Genomic DNA, 13,662 nt, shown 5'->3' on the forward strand with positions numbered 1-13,662 from the left:
TAAAAAACAGTTTCCCTCGCCTTTGTATTTTGAATAACACATTAATTTAATATTTCACTTAGTTGGAAGATAGGTTGATATGGCGATCGCTCTTACTCAGTGCATACCATTAGCTAGAGGATAAAAAATGAATCGCAGCTTAAGATATCTGATAACACAGGGAATTTCATCAAGGAACGATGGGCTTATTACTAATAGACATGGATGGCACGCTCCGCGAACCACTCAGCGGACAGCAATACTTCCAACATCCCAAAGATCAACGCATTATTGACGGTGCTGATATTGCCATTCGCGCCTACAAAGATGATTGGATTATTGTTGGCATCACCAACCAAGGTGGAGTTGCCGCAGGTCATAAGTCTATGCAACGGTGCATCCAAGAACAGCAATACACCCTTGAGTTATTCCCTGAGTTGAGAGAAATTTACTTTTGCCCAGACTTTGAGGGTAAAAAATGTTTCCGCGTCACTCATCACAATGTTCATAACCACAGCCAAACCAAGTGGTCTGGACAGTATCGCAAACCGCAATCGGGTATGTTGCAACTAGCAATGGTGAGACACAAACATACTCCGCAAAATTCGCTCTATGTAGGAGATCGCCCCGAAGACGAACAAGCTGCCCAACGAATAGGTGTACCCTTTCAATGGGCATGGGACTGGATCGCACAACATCAAGAAGCGATCGCTCCCAACCTGACAGAAGCACGGTAACAAGAGAGGATACTCATGGAACGAGAGATTACAGATAGCGACGGCATTACCTGGACGTGCATTCAAGCCTATTCTGGGCTTGACAACAACGCAGAAAACCGGGATGCGGCGCAGGTTAAAGGGCAGGAGGATACCTACTGGGTCGTTTGTACGCCCAGTGGTGGCGCGAAGTCGGTGCGGCTCAAACTTCAGGGTGAATGGGAAAAATCCTACTCTGACGAGATGTTGCTCGATGAAATTCAAGCACAGCAGGAGGTATGATCGCAGCAAAATTCGCTGTATGTAAGCGATCGCCCGAAAGATGAACAAGCTGCCCAACGAGTAGGTGTACCCTTTCAATGGGCATGGGACTGGACCTGTGCAACATCAAACTCTAGTCTTAAGTATTCTCTTGGCAGCATCGATACCTGATAAAGCAGCACCTTCCATAAAACCTTGCCACTCGTAAAAAGAGTTAGCGTGTTCGCCAGCAAAGTAAATATTTTTAAACGGTTTACCTTCATTACCTGCAATTGTTGTGAAATAACCGGGGTGATTGCAGGTGTAACTGCCCTGGAATAGGGGGTTAGAAGGCCAGTGTTCTAGATGCACTAAAAAATTATTGCCGTTGCGTGTGGCTGCCTTTAAAGTGCCAGGAAAAACGCGGTTAAGGTCGTTGAGAAAAGCCCCTGCTTCCTGCTGAACTTGATTAGGATTAATGTTTTTGCCTCGATTTCCACCAGAGTAGTCGGTCAGCACTGCTCTATTATTAGTTGAATTTTGTGGGTTTGTTTCCCAAGTGTTTTGATGATTTGATAAATCTGAATAGGATGAGCCGTCACTGCCAAGAGCAACCCAAGGGCGACTATTAAAGCCAACCATCATCTTAGCGTTGGTTCCATAGCGCAAATTATTAATCGCAAATAGTTTCTCGGCAGGCAGTTGAAGACCTTTTAAATCAACTTGGCGCAAAGTTGAGAAGGGAATCGCAAAGACAACTGCATCATATTTGGCAGATGAAGCATCATTAAATGTTAATTCTACTTTGCCTGCACTATCAAAGCGGACTCCTACTAACTGCTTGTTATAGTTAATTTGTCCTTGCAGTCGGCTACGCAGACCTTCAACAATTTGCTGGTTGCCGTTAATGACGTGATAGCGCTCATCGCTGAAGACACCAAAGGGTGTAAACTTCGATCGCTTGTCGGCGTGAATGAAAAAGAGAAAACTGAGGCTGCTTTGCTGGTCAATCTCTAAACCGTACTCGGCAATATAAGCAGCTTTGATAACACCTTTGATTAGGTTTCCGGCATTACGGCTATCTAGATAGTCTCGCAGACTGAGCAAGTCGAGCTTTTTGTCAGCATCAGTATAATTGTCGGCGGTGGGCTGTGCAGATAGCGATCGCAAGTCGGTACGCATAGCGGCAACAAAATTGCGGAATTCATCCACAACCACTGACTCTGAATAGCGCTGACCGTTGAAATAGTAAAAAACTTCTCCTGGTTGTTTTGATAAATCTTCTGTCTTGAGGTTAAACTCCCGCACGTATCCCAGCATTGTCTTGTGCAAGTTGTCAATAAACTCGCCGCCTCTTTCCACAACCTGACCGGGAAAATTAACACTCCCAGCAAAATCGCCTCCCAGAGAATAACAGCGACCGCCACTTCTATTGCTTGCTTCAAATACGGTAGCGTTAATCCCGTTTTTCTTCAGTTCGTACCCGCAAGCAAGTCCGGCTAAACCAGCCCCCACAATTCCAACTCTTACATCTGCTGGTACAGGAGCTGCGAGGGTACGGTGAAGCAATCCTGAGCCTACTCCTATTGTCGCGCCGATCGCACTCAGCTTGCCCATATCAGTAAAAAATTCGCGCCGATTCGTGCGCCGTACCGCCATCAATGCCTCAAGAGATGCAATTCGCTCAATTCCCTCGTTGGTGGAGATATTTTGCTTTTGGCAATAGCGAGCAATGCGGATAGCACGTGCTAAGTTGTCGAAGAGTGGGGAACGACTCATGATAGCTTTTTCTCCTCACGCAGAGATTAATAAACGTCCTGTGCAACTTTATACTCAGAACCCTCGTTGTTATCGGGGGCTTTCTTAAAGTTACACGTTGCGCGATCATCAGTTGAGTGATTCAAGGACGTCAAGCTATCTCTTGCATTGATACTGAAACGAGCACAAAAAAAGTAGTCCCACAAGGACTACTTTTGCATTACAGAATCAGAGCCAAGGAGGGCAGATGAAATAATTTCCAGCCGTAAGCATTAGAACACTGTCTTTACTTCGAGAAGGTATTCTGGTTACGCGCTAGGTTGAGCATTCGATGAACTTGGCATAGCGATTTCTGCTGACTTCACAAATCCGAAGTAGAAAGCGATCGCAGCAGTTAGAGCATTGAGCCAGATATTATTTCCAAAAAGTGGTGTAAGCCCAAACAGCGTATTTGCAAAGGGCAGCAATCCTAAAATAGCACCTGCTGCATAAAGGATAGCGAAGATGCGATTGAACACAATTGCTCCGCTTAAGCTAGTAAATGCCGCAATTCCCCAAACACCCACTAAAACGCCAATTGCATTATGAAAATAGTTGGTGGGGAATACTCCGAATATATAGCCGAAACCTGGTTCGGAGGTAAAGTTCTCAGAAGGAGTGACAAAACCAGGCATAAATCCAGCTAAGCCAAGTGACAAGAAAAGGAGACCTAGGATTAGAGCAGCGTAACGAATTGAAGAAACTGAAGATGTTGATGTTTGCGATGTTGATGTTTGCATGGCAGTATTTTGGTTTTTTAAAATTTTGGGTGTGGGCTAAACAAGTGTTTTGCTGCTGTTGGAGAAATACAGACAGCTTCTAACTGACCATTTAACTTCTAGCGAACCAGGTGGAGTACATCCCGAAGAACGCTATAACCAGCCATATCCCAAAGAAGATAGGCAACAAAACCCAGCATTGCTAGGCGACCGTTCCATAGCTCTTGCTGTGGGTTCCAGCCAAAAATCCAGGCATTGCGATCGGAACCGTTATATGCTGGAGCGACCGTAGGGGTTTTAGCAGTATTGATGGTTGAGTTTTTCATAGTGAATCGTTCTCAATGACGTTGTTTTGATTTCATGCTATCGAGTAGATTTGCTGGTATTGTCTACCGTTAGGATTGCATTCTACCTATATCTAAAGATTCGATTTGTAACGTTCAACTGTTAATATCGGCACAAGAAAAAGCATCCTTATTTACTGATAAAATTTGGAAGAAAAGCCCGAACTTTTATTCCGGATGGTTGACTTCAGGATCGATCGGAAGTTGAATTGGGTCAGTATGGGGTAGCGTTCCTTGAGCATCGCTACTGGGTACGTCGGGATTGTTGTGAAGATTAACCCGACCTTTTTCCGACTGCTCGCCATCTGCCGCATAAGAGCCTGCAATCGTTGAAGCTCCAGCAGTTTTGGCATCGCCTGTGGTTATGGTTGTGGATGAGAAATTAGAAGCAATGGGATGCGCGATCGCTTCTCCCTCTGGGTTTGTGCTGACTCCTGCTGCAATGTTTGCATCTAAAACAGCACTTCCACCTGCATCGGAGAATGCAAAAACTTGAGCCTGTTGAGATGCGCCAACTTCTTGATTTGGCTCACTTGCTTGATTCGGCATGGATGCATTACTCTTTTCTAATTTCTCGGTGAATCTCTTAGAACAATTACTGTGGTATCAACCTCTCCCCTTCCACTAGCTTCACTCGCGATCGCCATCAGCCACCACTAAAACGAAATACACAAGCCAGAAGCAGCATTTCAGTCAGAGCAACTAGCACTTCAGTTCGTTGTATAGAGCGGCGAAACTCAACAGACAAACCTTGAGTTGGGTTTCTTCCCTCAACCCAACCTACAAAGTTAGCTGAGATCGCATACGTGTTTGGTTTTGCGATCGCTAAATCTAGCTCTCAACCCAGAATCCTTGGAGCAGCGGGATAGAACCGAGCCGAGCAGTTCATTTTCATCAAAGACTTGCCTAATTTTCAGGAATCTTTAATCTTTTTAACGAGAATCAGTTCCTTGATTCGGAGCGCCTACCACCTTAGGAGAAGCTCCTGGAGCTTCAGGTTCCGCACCGGGACTGGTTTCAGAATCGGCTTGTTGACTCGTCATACGATATCTCTCATCAAGCGGAGTGTCCCCCTCTTCTGTGGTTGGTACAGTTGTTTCGCTTCCAGGATTATCTTGAGGGTCATATTTAACCTCATCTTGCCGATTGTCTTGAGGATTTTCTATTGTCATAAACTGCACCTTATAAATCAGGGTATTCTACTAGGATATTCTTTAGTTTATTAAGGGTTTTCTATCTCCGGTTAGGACTGGCTCTATGACTAATTTAATAGGAGATATTACTGGGTAATTAGCCAAAAAGTATGATAAAGCACAATTAGAGTTAACATTTGCTATTGATTTGAGCGAGAAGCAAGACTTGCCATCAAGCAAATTGTGATTCTTCTAGGAAGGTGTGTAAAATAGCTGCTTTGATGAAAGTCGATCTAAAAGCTATCATTTGCAATGGACGGTTGTAGAGATTGTCATCGATCCTCAAGCGTTGCGATTACAACTGTTTACCCCATTTCGCCGACGTTGGGTACACCTACCCCTGTCCGATGTTCTTCGTATCGAACTGTTCGATGAGAGGTATGTGGTGCTATTGCGCTATCAACACGAGCGGTTGTGTATCATCCGTACCTGTTATCAAGACTATATGATTGGCTCCAGATTATGGCTCGTTGAACAGGAGTGGCTAGTCACACAATTGTCTGCATTACTGAAACAGATGTAGGGTTGCGATCTTGAGAAATAGCAATAAACTTGCGATCGCGTCTTCGATCACGTTGGCATCAATTGCTGAATGCGCTGTGGTTCCTCTCCCAGCCAATCTAGATGCTGGGCAGTGCTGTCGAAAATTGATGAAGTTTTGAATGGCTCAAACTCGCCTCGTGATGCGGCTTCTGCCGTTTTTGCTAACAGCGATCGCACCTGCTCGTCATTCATTGGCTGAAATGTCCGCATCGCTTCAAACGCCTGATCGAGAATCTCCATACTGTCAATTCCCGTAATCACAACCGATGTCGGCAGATTCAATGCATAGTGCAGACACTCAATTGGCGTTACCGTATTTGACCGTAACAGAATCCCGTTTGCCATGCTTTTCATCCCCAGAATGCCAATGTCCTGTTTAACCAGTTCTGGCACAACTAGCTTCGCAAAGCTTCGGTAGTGTGCATCCATCACATTCAGCGGCAACTGAGCCGCATCAAATTTAAACCCGTTACTGGCTGCAACTTCCAGCATATGCAGATGAATCTGGGGGTCTTTGTGCCCGGTGAAGCCAATATATCGGACTTTGCCAGATTCCCTCGCCTCTATCAAAGCGGCATTTGCCCCTTCTGGGTCGAAAACTCGATGCGGGTCCTCGAAGCGAAGGATTTCGTGGTGTTGGACGAGATCGATGCAATCAACTTGCAGACGTTCCAGTGATTCGTCTAGCTGTCTTGCAGCTTCTTTCTTGGAGCGACCGTCAATTTTCGTCATCAGGAATACTTTGTCTCGGTAGCCATGCAAGAGCGCTTTCCCCATGCGAATCTCGCTGACTCCGCCGTTGTAATCCCAACTGTTATCCATAAAAGTGATGCCACGATCGATCGCAGCGCGAACAATCCGGATACCCAGTTGCTCATCAACGTTCTTCAATCCGATGTGCCAGCCACCGAGTCCGATCGCAGAAACGCGCTCTCCTGTACTGCCGAGAGTTCGATATAGCATTTCTGAGTTTGGCGTACTTTCTGACATCTGTTCTCCTTGGCTGTCACCGATTGCTTAAGTGCATATAGCTATGAGCAAATTCAAACGCAAGGAAAATTTCATAACATCTTGCTAGAGGCACACGAGAGCTGGATCTTGTAATAGCACTGTTAGCTCTGTACGCTAAATGACTCATGGAATGAGACAACTCCACTGGGTATCCGTGCGCCGAACGAAATCGCTTGGAAGTATTCGGGTGGGACATCGGGTAGAACAAGATTTGGCTGGCTCCTGAAACCAAAACGGTTGTAGTATTTTGGTTCGCCAAGCAATACACATCCACCTGCACCAAGCTCGCGTAGAGTAGCCAACGCCTGCTTCATAAGCTGTGACCCGATTCCAATGCCTTGATGTTCCGGAGCGACAGAGATCGGACCGAGTCCATACCAATCCTGACTCCCATCGGAAATGGAAACCGGGGACACAGCAACATGACCAACGATTTGTCCATTCACCTCGGCAACGAGAGAAACTGTCAAGTTCCCTGAGTTACGCAAGGCATCAACAATCAACTGCTCAGTGTGGCTAGTATGGGCGGCATTGAGAAATGCGGCAGTTGTCAATGCCTTGATGTCCGCCACATCAGAAGTAACTTCTTTTCGGATTGTTAGATTCATTGCTGCCTCTTTCTGGTTTGGATCTCTTGCCTTGCTCCACTCAGCGCTCCTGCGATCGCTTTTGCGGGACGGTTCTTTTCATTTTCAGAGAAGATTCGCCAGAGATTGCCAGCTTGGCTATAGTCATCCCGCTCATGAGATTCATACCAATCGGCAACTATATCGCCAAGAGCTAGTCCAGTGAAGGCGAAATTCCCGACTTCTTAGACAAGTCGAGGATCTAAACTATTGGAGGCTTACATAATGCACGCTCATCGTGTCGGATCGTCACTGACTTTAACAATCAGCTTGCCAAAGTTTTTCCCTTGCAGTAAACCGATGAAAGCGTGAGGAGCATTTTCCAACCCCTCTACAACGTCTTCTTTATACTTGAGCTTGCCTTCCTGCAACCACTGAGAAACATCATTTACAAACTCTGCCTGACGCTGTTGGTAATCACCGACCAGAAAACCTTTGATTAAAGCGCGTTTAACCAACAGGGGCATCAAATTAGGGCCAGGAGGAGGATTTTCTGCGTTGTACTGCGAGATTAAACCAACCAGTGGGATTCTTGCCCCAAGATTAATCTGCTGCAACACGGCTTCTAAAATTGGCCCCGCCGTATTGTCAAAGTAAACATCAATTCCATTAGGACAAGTATCTTTTAATGCTGAACTTAGGTCTTGAGTTTTGCGGTTGATGCAGGCATCAAACCCTAATTCTTTCACGACGTAATCGCATTTCGCCTCACTCCCAGCCACCCCGACTACCCGACAGCCTTTGAGTTTAGCAATTTGACCGACTACAGAACCGACTGCACCAGAGGCAGCAGAAACGACAACCGTTTCGCCCGCTTTGGGTTGTCCAATATCAAGCAGCGCAAAATATGCCGTCATTCCGGGCATCCCCGTTATGCCCAAGGCATAGGAGATGGGGGCTTGGTTGGGGTCAATCTTACGCAACATTTCGCCTTTCGATACGCCATAAGCTTGCCAGCCGTCATAACCCAGCACAAAATCTCCGGCTGAGAATTGGGGATGGTTGGATTTGACGACTTGGCTGACTGTGCCACCGACCATCACGGAACCCAATTCTGCTGGAGAAGCATACGATTCGCGATCGCTCATACGTCCGCGCATATAGGGGTCGAGGGACAGGTATATTGTGCGGTTGAGAACTTCGCCTTCCCTTGGTTCTGCGATTGGAGTTTCCACCAGGGCGAAATCACTCTCTTTTGGTTCCCCCACTGGGCGGTTTTTGAGTAAGATTTGTTGGTTAGTTGAATTAGGCATTGATGGTTCCTATTTTTTTCCAATGCATTGAGCATTGATTAGTGCTGTATCAGGCTGGACAATCACCCCAACAAGTCTACTAACGATTGCACTTGATGATCGCTAGCTCAACATCTTTCATCAGACATAATTGGAGAGAATGACCGGACGCGATCGGCAATACGTTCAATATTTACGAGAAGTTTAAGACAGGACTAACTATGGAAGCATTAATAGAAGAAATTGTACGCAAGCTTCATCATCTACTTGAACTAAAAATCCTAGAGGTACTGGATTTTGTCGAATTCTTAACTTGGAACAAAGAACGTGCAATTTCACAACAGGTAGAAAGTGATGTTACTTCTCAAGAAGAGCAAGAGTTCGAGGCGATCGCAAATCAGGTAGCTGATGAGTTCGCGAGTTTTGTTAGGTCAAACCCATCAGTGCTATCAGATTATGCTGTCAGTCGGGTTGGAATCTACGAGGAGCATCCCTAGTTGCGATCTACCTGGTGGATACCAATGTGCTGTTGCGGTTTTTCGATCGCTCTCACCAACTTCATCCGGTTATCAGGGCGGCTATCCCGCAGTTGCGTGGTGATATTAATTTGATAAAATTAAAGCTAGTAAAGTTAGCTCTCAACGGTTATGAGTGAAATTCATTTACGTCAAATAAAGTCATATCTCCAGAAAACATTTAATGGTTTGATTGATTTATCGGACTATCAAAATAAATCAGAAACAGACAAAGAATCGATTTTCTTGACAAGAAGTTTAGCTGCATTTGCATTGATGACGCTAGCTGATATATCCCCGCAAGAAGCATCAAAATCAATAGTTGATGGTGGACAAGATAATGGTATAGATTCTATCTATTTTGACAAAAGAGAAAAGGTTTTGTATGTATTACAGTCAAAATGGAAGCATGAGAGTAAAGGAGGTATAAAATTAGAAGAAGTTATGAAGTTTGTTAAAGGTTTCAGGGATTTAGTTAATGCTAGATATGACAGATTCAATTCAAAACTAAACAATAAGATCAAAGATATTGAAGAATCACTTAATGATGCAGGAACAAGATTTGAAGTTATTCTTGTCTATTCAGGTCAAACTTCATTAGCGCATGAACCCCAAAGAGAACTTGATGACTTATTGAACGAGATGAATGACCCAATAGATATTGTAACCAAAAGAATTTTTAACCAGTCTGACATATATAATATAATATCTCAAGGAGCAAAAGGTTATCCTATAGATTTAGATGTTTGCCTTTTTGATTGGGGGCAAACAAAGGAACCATATCAATCGTATTATGGACAAGTTTCTGCTAGGGAAATAGCTGATTGGTGGACTAACCACTCCCCTAGATTGTTTTCTTCAAATATTAGGTTTTTCCTCAGAGATAGTGAAGTCAATGAAGGCATATTTAATTCAGTTAGACATGATCCAGAAAAATTTTGGTATTACAATAATGGAATAACAGCGTTATGTTCTAGCATTGGCAAAAAACCTATGGGGGGTAGTGGGAGAGATACAGGTATATTTGAGTGTAAAGATGTAAAGATAGTCAACGGCGCTCAAACTGTTGGTTCTATAGCAAGAGCATATCAAAATTCTCCTGAGCAAGTTGAAAAAGCAAAAGTTTTTATTCGTTTTATATCCCTAGAAAACTGTCCCGAAGAATTTGCTACAGAAATAACTAGATTCAATAATACTCAAAACAGAATTGACCGGCGAGAATTTGTCTCTCTCGATCCTGAACAAGAACGAATAAAAAACGAGCTTCAGCTAGAAGGAATTACTTACGCTTATAAATCAGGGGAATCAATTCCATCGGGACAAAAAGGGTTTGATCTGAACGAAGCTACGATTAGTCAAGCCTGCAAACATAATGATGTGGGATTTGCTGTGCGAGTAAAAGACAAAATTAGTTCGTTGTGGGAGAACATAGAAAAGCCTCCATACAAAATTTTATTTAATCCATCAATAAATGGTTCTGATGTGTGGAAATTAGTTCAAATCTTAAGAATAGTAGATAATAAATTATTACAAGAACAAAAACAACGAGATGGAAGGGAACGATTATTTGCAGTTCATGGTAATCGATTTATCCTACACCTTATTTATAAAGGTTTGCCAAAAGATTTTTTTAGTAGCTCATCTGATTTAACATCATCACAAATCAATGAAATTGAGGAATGCACTTCAAAGTTACTAGAAAATGTAGTAAGTGAAACAAACAATCTGTACTTAAATTCTTATCCAGCAAATATATTTAGAAATATAACAAAATGTCAAGAAATTCTTGGTAGAATTTTGAATTAAAAAGAACAGAAACATTTCTTGCACTCTCAAGAATCCATGCTGGATTGCCAAACATGGGATACGCTCAAAAAGATCCAAGACTCAGCAGATTTGCATACACAGTTGCCGCACTTAGATATCTTGCCGTACTCTGCTCAACGCTCCTGCGATCGCTTACTCTGCACTGTTCTTCTTCTCTTCAGATGAAGATGTGCCAGAGATTTCCTGCTTAACTACGGAACCGTCATGCAGCTATATTACAGTTCCAATACAAATGCAAAAACCTTTCAGTTCTACACAAGGATAGAGGCACAATGAACTTCATCTAATACTGTTTATAGTAACGATCGCGAAAACAGGCAGTAAATAGCGATGCAGAAGTTGGTAGTATTCGGTGGAACAGGGATTATTGGACGCAGCATTATCGCTATCCGACCCAGAAAGTGCTTCCATTAGGCAAATAACAAATAGCAGCTAATGGGATGGGCGCATGTCTTCTCAATCTCAACGATCGCTGAACTGGCTGTTGCAGCAGTTTCAACTCAAACCGGGTAAGCCTGATATTGCTGCCAGTTTGCAGACCCTTGTATTAGTTTTGGTTCACAATTGGGGTTGGAGTGCTGATGGGTCATCCGGCTGCTAGCGCGATCGCAGTTATGGGAGCCTGGTCGGTGGCGCTGGTAAACGTCGAGGGAGCGTATCGCCAGCAGGCAACAGCCAAGATTGCGGCAGCGATCAGCATTACAGCGATGCTATTCCTTGCCAATCTAGATGATGGCACCCTTTGGCTATCGGCTCTAACGATGTTTCTAGTGATATTTATTGCAGGCTTTGTCAATCTATTTGGGCAAGCGGTGTTATCCATCAGCCTGACTACCTCGATCGTGTTTATCGTCGCACTGCCACAGCAACACCGACACTGCAAGCCATTCGAGAACGCACTCCCATTTCCACAGAACTGGATCGAATTGCCCAAGAAATCACCAGTATTCATAGTGCGATCGCTCGGCTGCAAGCATGAATCTACTAATCTCAACCCAAACTGTTTAAGTTGACAACACCAAAGGTTTGACCAGAAATGACGAACCCTCCTTCAATCGCGAGGCATTCAAGCAGTTCGAGCGCAACGGATTCTCTAGGGTGGCTGAAGTAAAATGCTTGTACCAGAACGGAGGATTACTTTATTGATTGTGTTGCAAAATTCATAAGCGATCGCGGAAGCTAGCTGTTAGGGTTTGCATGGGTGCGTGGCATTCAGTTTCTAATCTCACTCTTAGGAGGGGCAGCCATGTCTTCTATCGAGGACAACAAAATAATTGCTCGGCGCTGGTTTGAACTCATCAACGAACACAAGATTGAGGATATCTGCGAGATGACTGCCCCGACTTGGAGGATGCATGGTGGTCCGCCAGAGCTTATCCCTGGACCGGACGGGGTTCGCGAACTCTTTCGGACAATGGGGCCTATCGAGCAGAAATGGACGATTGAAGACGTAATTGCTGAGGGTGACAAAGTTGCCGTGCGTGCGATCAACACCTGTGTCCAAGACAGTTTCCTTGGTATACCCGGTCGCGGTCAGCCTCAGACATTCATGGCTACGTTCATTCATTGGATTGCTGACGGCAAGATACTTGAAACTTGGCGAAACGCTGACGATCTCGGACGGATTCTTCAGCTTGGGGCACGGATTGAGCCGGGAACGTCTGAGCAGTAGCCTGAGCAGTAGCCGTGGAGGTAGACTTGATAGTTCAAAAGGTGCCTAGCGTATTTTTCAGTACTGCGATCGCGGGCGGTAGCCTGAAGGATGGCGGTTCAAAAGTTATTTGCCTGATTCAATATCTTCAGTGAATTGTAGATAGGGCGGTGATTTAATCGTGTCGATTTTTGGCAAACTTGGGCGATTTGTAAGCTTTTGGTTGGTCGCTACTCATACCCATCCAGGTTAATTATCTTCTCCTGACTTAGCGTTTCGTGGCTCATCACCGCCTGCCTAACTAGGCTAGCTCGCCTATTTGCTTGTTCGGATTTTTGCAAAAAGCGTTCCGCCATCTCACTATCGTTCGTTTCGCCCAGATGTTTAGCCATGTGGCTCATTAACATTTCGCTCTCCTCGATCCCGCGAAGTGTTTTCCAAAGTGAGGCTTCAATAGACTCCGTTACTTCTACAAGCAGAGAATTTAGGGAATAGGCATGTCCTGTATGGCAACGGAACCGGATAATGTTGCCTTCTTTCAGTTGCAGAAGCATCCCGTGGCACTCTGGACAGGTATAGGGAGAGAGCTTCCCAAGCTTCATGATGCCGCTCTCAAAAGCATTGTCTTCCCGCGCTACTTTGACTTCAATGTCCATCTGCTCAGACACCAGATGTCCTCCTTTCTTCTCGACGGCTTCGTTTGTCATCTCAATCAATAAAGCGCCCATTTCTGCGACGGGGACGCACCAATCAACCTCTACCGCTTTCATCGCTTGGATAGGCATGGAGGCGTGAAGTGCATCAAAAGGGTCTTGGACAATCGCTTTCCCGCCTTGCTCCTTCACTGCGTACAGCCCAGATGCCCCATCATCAAGCATTCCAGTAAGAACCACCCCGATCGCTTGATTTCCATAGCTCCGAGCGGCGGAGCGGAATAAGACGTCAATCGAGGGACGAAAGCGATTTTCTTTCGGGCCCTTCGTGACTCGGACATACCCCGATTCGACAAGCAGATGGTGATCAGGGGGAGCAACATAAACCCGTCCCGGTTTGATTGCCTCTTTGTCAATTGCATGGGCGACTGGCAGCGAGCAAACCCGATCCAGAATTTGGGGCAAAACACTTGGATACGCTGGGGCAATATGCCAGACAATAAAAATAGCACCCGGAAAATTGGAGGGGAGTTGAGCAAGGAGCTTTTTCAGGGCTTCCATCCCTCCCGCCGATGCTCCAATGACGACGATCTCAGGCTTTATCACTTATCTTCCT

The 13,662-nt window shown here is 44.9% G+C and carries 18 protein-coding genes; 8 read left to right on the forward strand and 10 right to left on the reverse strand.

The window, feature by feature from the left end; all coding sequences use genetic code 11:
* Positions 1 to 179 precede the first annotated feature (179 nt).
* Together NC997_RS24620 and NC997_RS24625 are read left to right on the forward strand one after the other, a co-directional pair.
* The gene (locus NC997_RS24620) at positions 180 to 716 is read left to right on the forward strand and encodes an HAD-IIIA family hydrolase (protein WP_190528569.1); all 537 of its coding nucleotides are present in this window, start codon (positions 180 to 182) and stop codon (positions 714 to 716) included.
* A 15-nt stretch (positions 717 to 731) separates the two neighbouring features.
* Complete coding sequence (locus NC997_RS24625; RefSeq protein ID WP_190429206.1) at positions 732 to 977, forward strand: hypothetical protein; 246 nt, start codon at positions 732 to 734, stop codon at positions 975 to 977.
* A 105-nt stretch (positions 978 to 1,082) separates the two neighbouring features.
* Here NC997_RS24625 and NC997_RS24630 read toward each other — a convergent pair whose 3' ends face one another.
* From NC997_RS24630 to NC997_RS24650, 5 genes are all read right to left on the reverse strand, one after another.
* Positions 1,083 to 2,714 carry an NAD(P)/FAD-dependent oxidoreductase gene (locus NC997_RS24630; protein WP_190528572.1) on the reverse strand — a complete coding sequence of 544 codons (1,632 nt, stop codon included), beginning with the start codon at positions 2,712 to 2,714 and terminating at the stop codon, positions 1,083 to 1,085.
* 287 nt (positions 2,715 to 3,001) lie between these two features.
* A complete protein-coding gene (locus NC997_RS24635; RefSeq protein WP_190413853.1) occupies positions 3,002 to 3,472 on the reverse strand; it encodes a DUF4383 domain-containing protein in 471 nt (156 codons plus the stop codon).
* Positions 3,473 to 3,570: 98 nt separating this feature from the next.
* Positions 3,571 to 3,777 carry a chlorophyll a/b-binding protein gene (locus tag NC997_RS24640; RefSeq protein WP_190413854.1) on the reverse strand — a complete coding sequence of 69 codons (207 nt, stop codon included), beginning with the start codon at positions 3,775 to 3,777 and terminating at the stop codon, positions 3,571 to 3,573.
* A gap of 186 nt (positions 3,778 to 3,963) precedes the next feature.
* Positions 3,964 to 4,344 carry a hypothetical protein gene (locus NC997_RS24645; protein WP_190528575.1) on the reverse strand — a complete coding sequence of 127 codons (381 nt, stop codon included), beginning with the start codon at positions 4,342 to 4,344 and terminating at the stop codon, positions 3,964 to 3,966.
* Positions 4,345 to 4,727: 383 nt separating this feature from the next.
* Complete coding sequence (locus NC997_RS24650; protein ID WP_190436200.1) at positions 4,728 to 4,967, reverse strand: hypothetical protein; 240 nt, start codon at positions 4,965 to 4,967, stop codon at positions 4,728 to 4,730.
* A gap of 268 nt (positions 4,968 to 5,235) precedes the next feature.
* On the opposite strand from NC997_RS24650, the gene NC997_RS24655 reads away from it, so the two are divergent.
* Positions 5,236 to 5,511, forward strand: a complete 276-nt coding sequence (locus NC997_RS24655; protein WP_190528577.1) for a hypothetical protein — start codon at positions 5,236 to 5,238, stop codon at positions 5,509 to 5,511.
* A 47-nt stretch (positions 5,512 to 5,558) separates the two neighbouring features.
* On the opposite strand, the gene NC997_RS24660 is transcribed toward NC997_RS24655, so the two are convergent.
* The 4 genes from NC997_RS24660 to NC997_RS24675 form a co-directional block, all read right to left on the reverse strand.
* Complete coding sequence (locus tag NC997_RS24660) at positions 5,559 to 6,521, reverse strand: aldo/keto reductase (RefSeq protein WP_190528581.1); 963 nt, start codon at positions 6,519 to 6,521, stop codon at positions 5,559 to 5,561.
* 122 nt (positions 6,522 to 6,643) lie between these two features.
* Positions 6,644 to 7,150 carry an N-acetyltransferase gene (locus NC997_RS24665; protein ID WP_190528585.1) on the reverse strand — a complete coding sequence of 169 codons (507 nt, stop codon included), beginning with the start codon at positions 7,148 to 7,150 and terminating at the stop codon, positions 6,644 to 6,646.
* Positions 7,147 to 7,311 (reverse strand): catalase-related domain-containing protein, encoded by a 165-nt coding sequence (locus NC997_RS24670; protein ID WP_190528617.1) that lies wholly within the window; start codon positions 7,309 to 7,311, stop codon positions 7,147 to 7,149. The genes NC997_RS24665 and NC997_RS24670 overlap by 4 nt, the downstream gene beginning before the upstream one ends.
* A gap of 90 nt (positions 7,312 to 7,401) precedes the next feature.
* Positions 7,402 to 8,421, reverse strand: coding sequence for an NADP-dependent oxidoreductase (locus tag NC997_RS24675; protein ID WP_190528588.1), 1,020 nt, complete (start codon positions 8,419 to 8,421; stop codon positions 7,402 to 7,404).
* 200 nt (positions 8,422 to 8,621) lie between these two features.
* Between NC997_RS24675 and NC997_RS24680 the strand changes: the two genes are divergently transcribed.
* The 5 genes from NC997_RS24680 (at position 8,622) to NC997_RS24700 (ending at position 12,414) form a co-directional block, all read left to right on the forward strand.
* Positions 8,622 to 8,897, forward strand: coding sequence for a hypothetical protein (locus tag NC997_RS24680; protein WP_190528590.1), 276 nt, complete (start codon positions 8,622 to 8,624; stop codon positions 8,895 to 8,897).
* A 150-nt stretch (positions 8,898 to 9,047) separates the two neighbouring features.
* Positions 9,048 to 10,721, forward strand: a complete 1,674-nt coding sequence (locus NC997_RS24685) for an AIPR family protein (RefSeq protein WP_190528593.1) — start codon at positions 9,048 to 9,050, stop codon at positions 10,719 to 10,721.
* Positions 10,722 to 11,190: 469 nt separating this feature from the next.
* Positions 11,191 to 11,343 (forward strand): hypothetical protein, encoded by a 153-nt coding sequence (locus NC997_RS24690; RefSeq protein ID WP_190528595.1) that lies wholly within the window; start codon positions 11,191 to 11,193, stop codon positions 11,341 to 11,343.
* A complete protein-coding gene (locus tag NC997_RS24695) occupies positions 11,324 to 11,755 on the forward strand; it encodes a hypothetical protein (RefSeq protein WP_190528598.1) in 432 nt (143 codons plus the stop codon). Before NC997_RS24690 ends, NC997_RS24695 begins: the two co-directional genes overlap by 20 nt.
* 233 nt (positions 11,756 to 11,988) lie before the next feature.
* The gene (locus tag NC997_RS24700; RefSeq protein WP_190412126.1) at positions 11,989 to 12,414 is read left to right on the forward strand and encodes a nuclear transport factor 2 family protein; all 426 of its coding nucleotides are present in this window, start codon (positions 11,989 to 11,991) and stop codon (positions 12,412 to 12,414) included.
* 209 nt (positions 12,415 to 12,623) lie between these two features.
* Here NC997_RS24700 and NC997_RS24705 read toward each other — a convergent pair whose 3' ends face one another.
* The gene (locus NC997_RS24705) at positions 12,624 to 13,652 is read right to left on the reverse strand and encodes a chemotaxis protein CheB (RefSeq protein WP_339380190.1); all 1,029 of its coding nucleotides are present in this window, start codon (positions 13,650 to 13,652) and stop codon (positions 12,624 to 12,626) included.
* Positions 13,653 to 13,662 lie beyond the last annotated feature (10 nt).

This window comes from Trichocoleus sp. DQ-A2 (assembly GCF_039961915.1).
Taxonomy (GTDB): domain Bacteria; phylum Cyanobacteriota; class Cyanobacteriia; order Cyanobacteriales; family FACHB-T130; genus FACHB-T130.

What these genes read in the sequence shown, in the direction of transcription:
- NC997_RS24620 (WP_190528569.1), top strand. Translation starts at nt 180, where the DNA reads ATGGGCTTATTACTAATAGACATGGATGGCACGCTCCGCGAACCACTC.
- NC997_RS24625 (WP_190429206.1), top strand. Translation starts at nt 732, where the DNA reads ATGGAACGAGAGATTACAGATAGCGACGGCATTACCTGGACGTGCATT.
- NC997_RS24630 (WP_190528572.1), bottom strand. Translation starts at nt 2,714, where the DNA reads ATGAGTCGTTCCCCACTCTTCGACAACTTAGCACGTGCTATCCGCATT.
- NC997_RS24635 (WP_190413853.1), bottom strand. Translation starts at nt 3,472, where the DNA reads ATGCAAACATCAACATCGCAAACATCAACATCTTCAGTTTCTTCAATT.
- NC997_RS24640 (WP_190413854.1), bottom strand. Translation starts at nt 3,777, where the DNA reads ATGAAAAACTCAACCATCAATACTGCTAAAACCCCTACGGTCGCTCCA.
- NC997_RS24645 (WP_190528575.1), bottom strand. Translation starts at nt 4,344, where the DNA reads ATGCCGAATCAAGCAAGTGAGCCAAATCAAGAAGTTGGCGCATCTCAA.
- NC997_RS24650 (WP_190436200.1), bottom strand. Translation starts at nt 4,967, where the DNA reads ATGACAATAGAAAATCCTCAAGACAATCGGCAAGATGAGGTTAAATAT.
- NC997_RS24660 (WP_190528581.1), bottom strand. Translation starts at nt 6,521, where the DNA reads ATGTCAGAAAGTACGCCAAACTCAGAAATGCTATATCGAACTCTCGGC.
- NC997_RS24665 (WP_190528585.1), bottom strand. Translation starts at nt 7,150, where the DNA reads ATGAATCTAACAATCCGAAAAGAAGTTACTTCTGATGTGGCGGACATC.
- NC997_RS24675 (WP_190528588.1), bottom strand. Translation starts at nt 8,421, where the DNA reads ATGCCTAATTCAACTAACCAACAAATCTTACTCAAAAACCGCCCAGTG.
- NC997_RS24680 (WP_190528590.1), top strand. Translation starts at nt 8,622, where the DNA reads ATGGAAGCATTAATAGAAGAAATTGTACGCAAGCTTCATCATCTACTT.
- NC997_RS24685 (WP_190528593.1), top strand. Translation starts at nt 9,048, where the DNA reads ATGAGTGAAATTCATTTACGTCAAATAAAGTCATATCTCCAGAAAACA.
- NC997_RS24690 (WP_190528595.1), top strand. Translation starts at nt 11,191, where the DNA reads ATGTCTTCTCAATCTCAACGATCGCTGAACTGGCTGTTGCAGCAGTTT.
- NC997_RS24695 (WP_190528598.1), top strand. Translation starts at nt 11,324, where the DNA reads ATGGGTCATCCGGCTGCTAGCGCGATCGCAGTTATGGGAGCCTGGTCG.
- NC997_RS24700 (WP_190412126.1), top strand. Translation starts at nt 11,989, where the DNA reads ATGTCTTCTATCGAGGACAACAAAATAATTGCTCGGCGCTGGTTTGAA.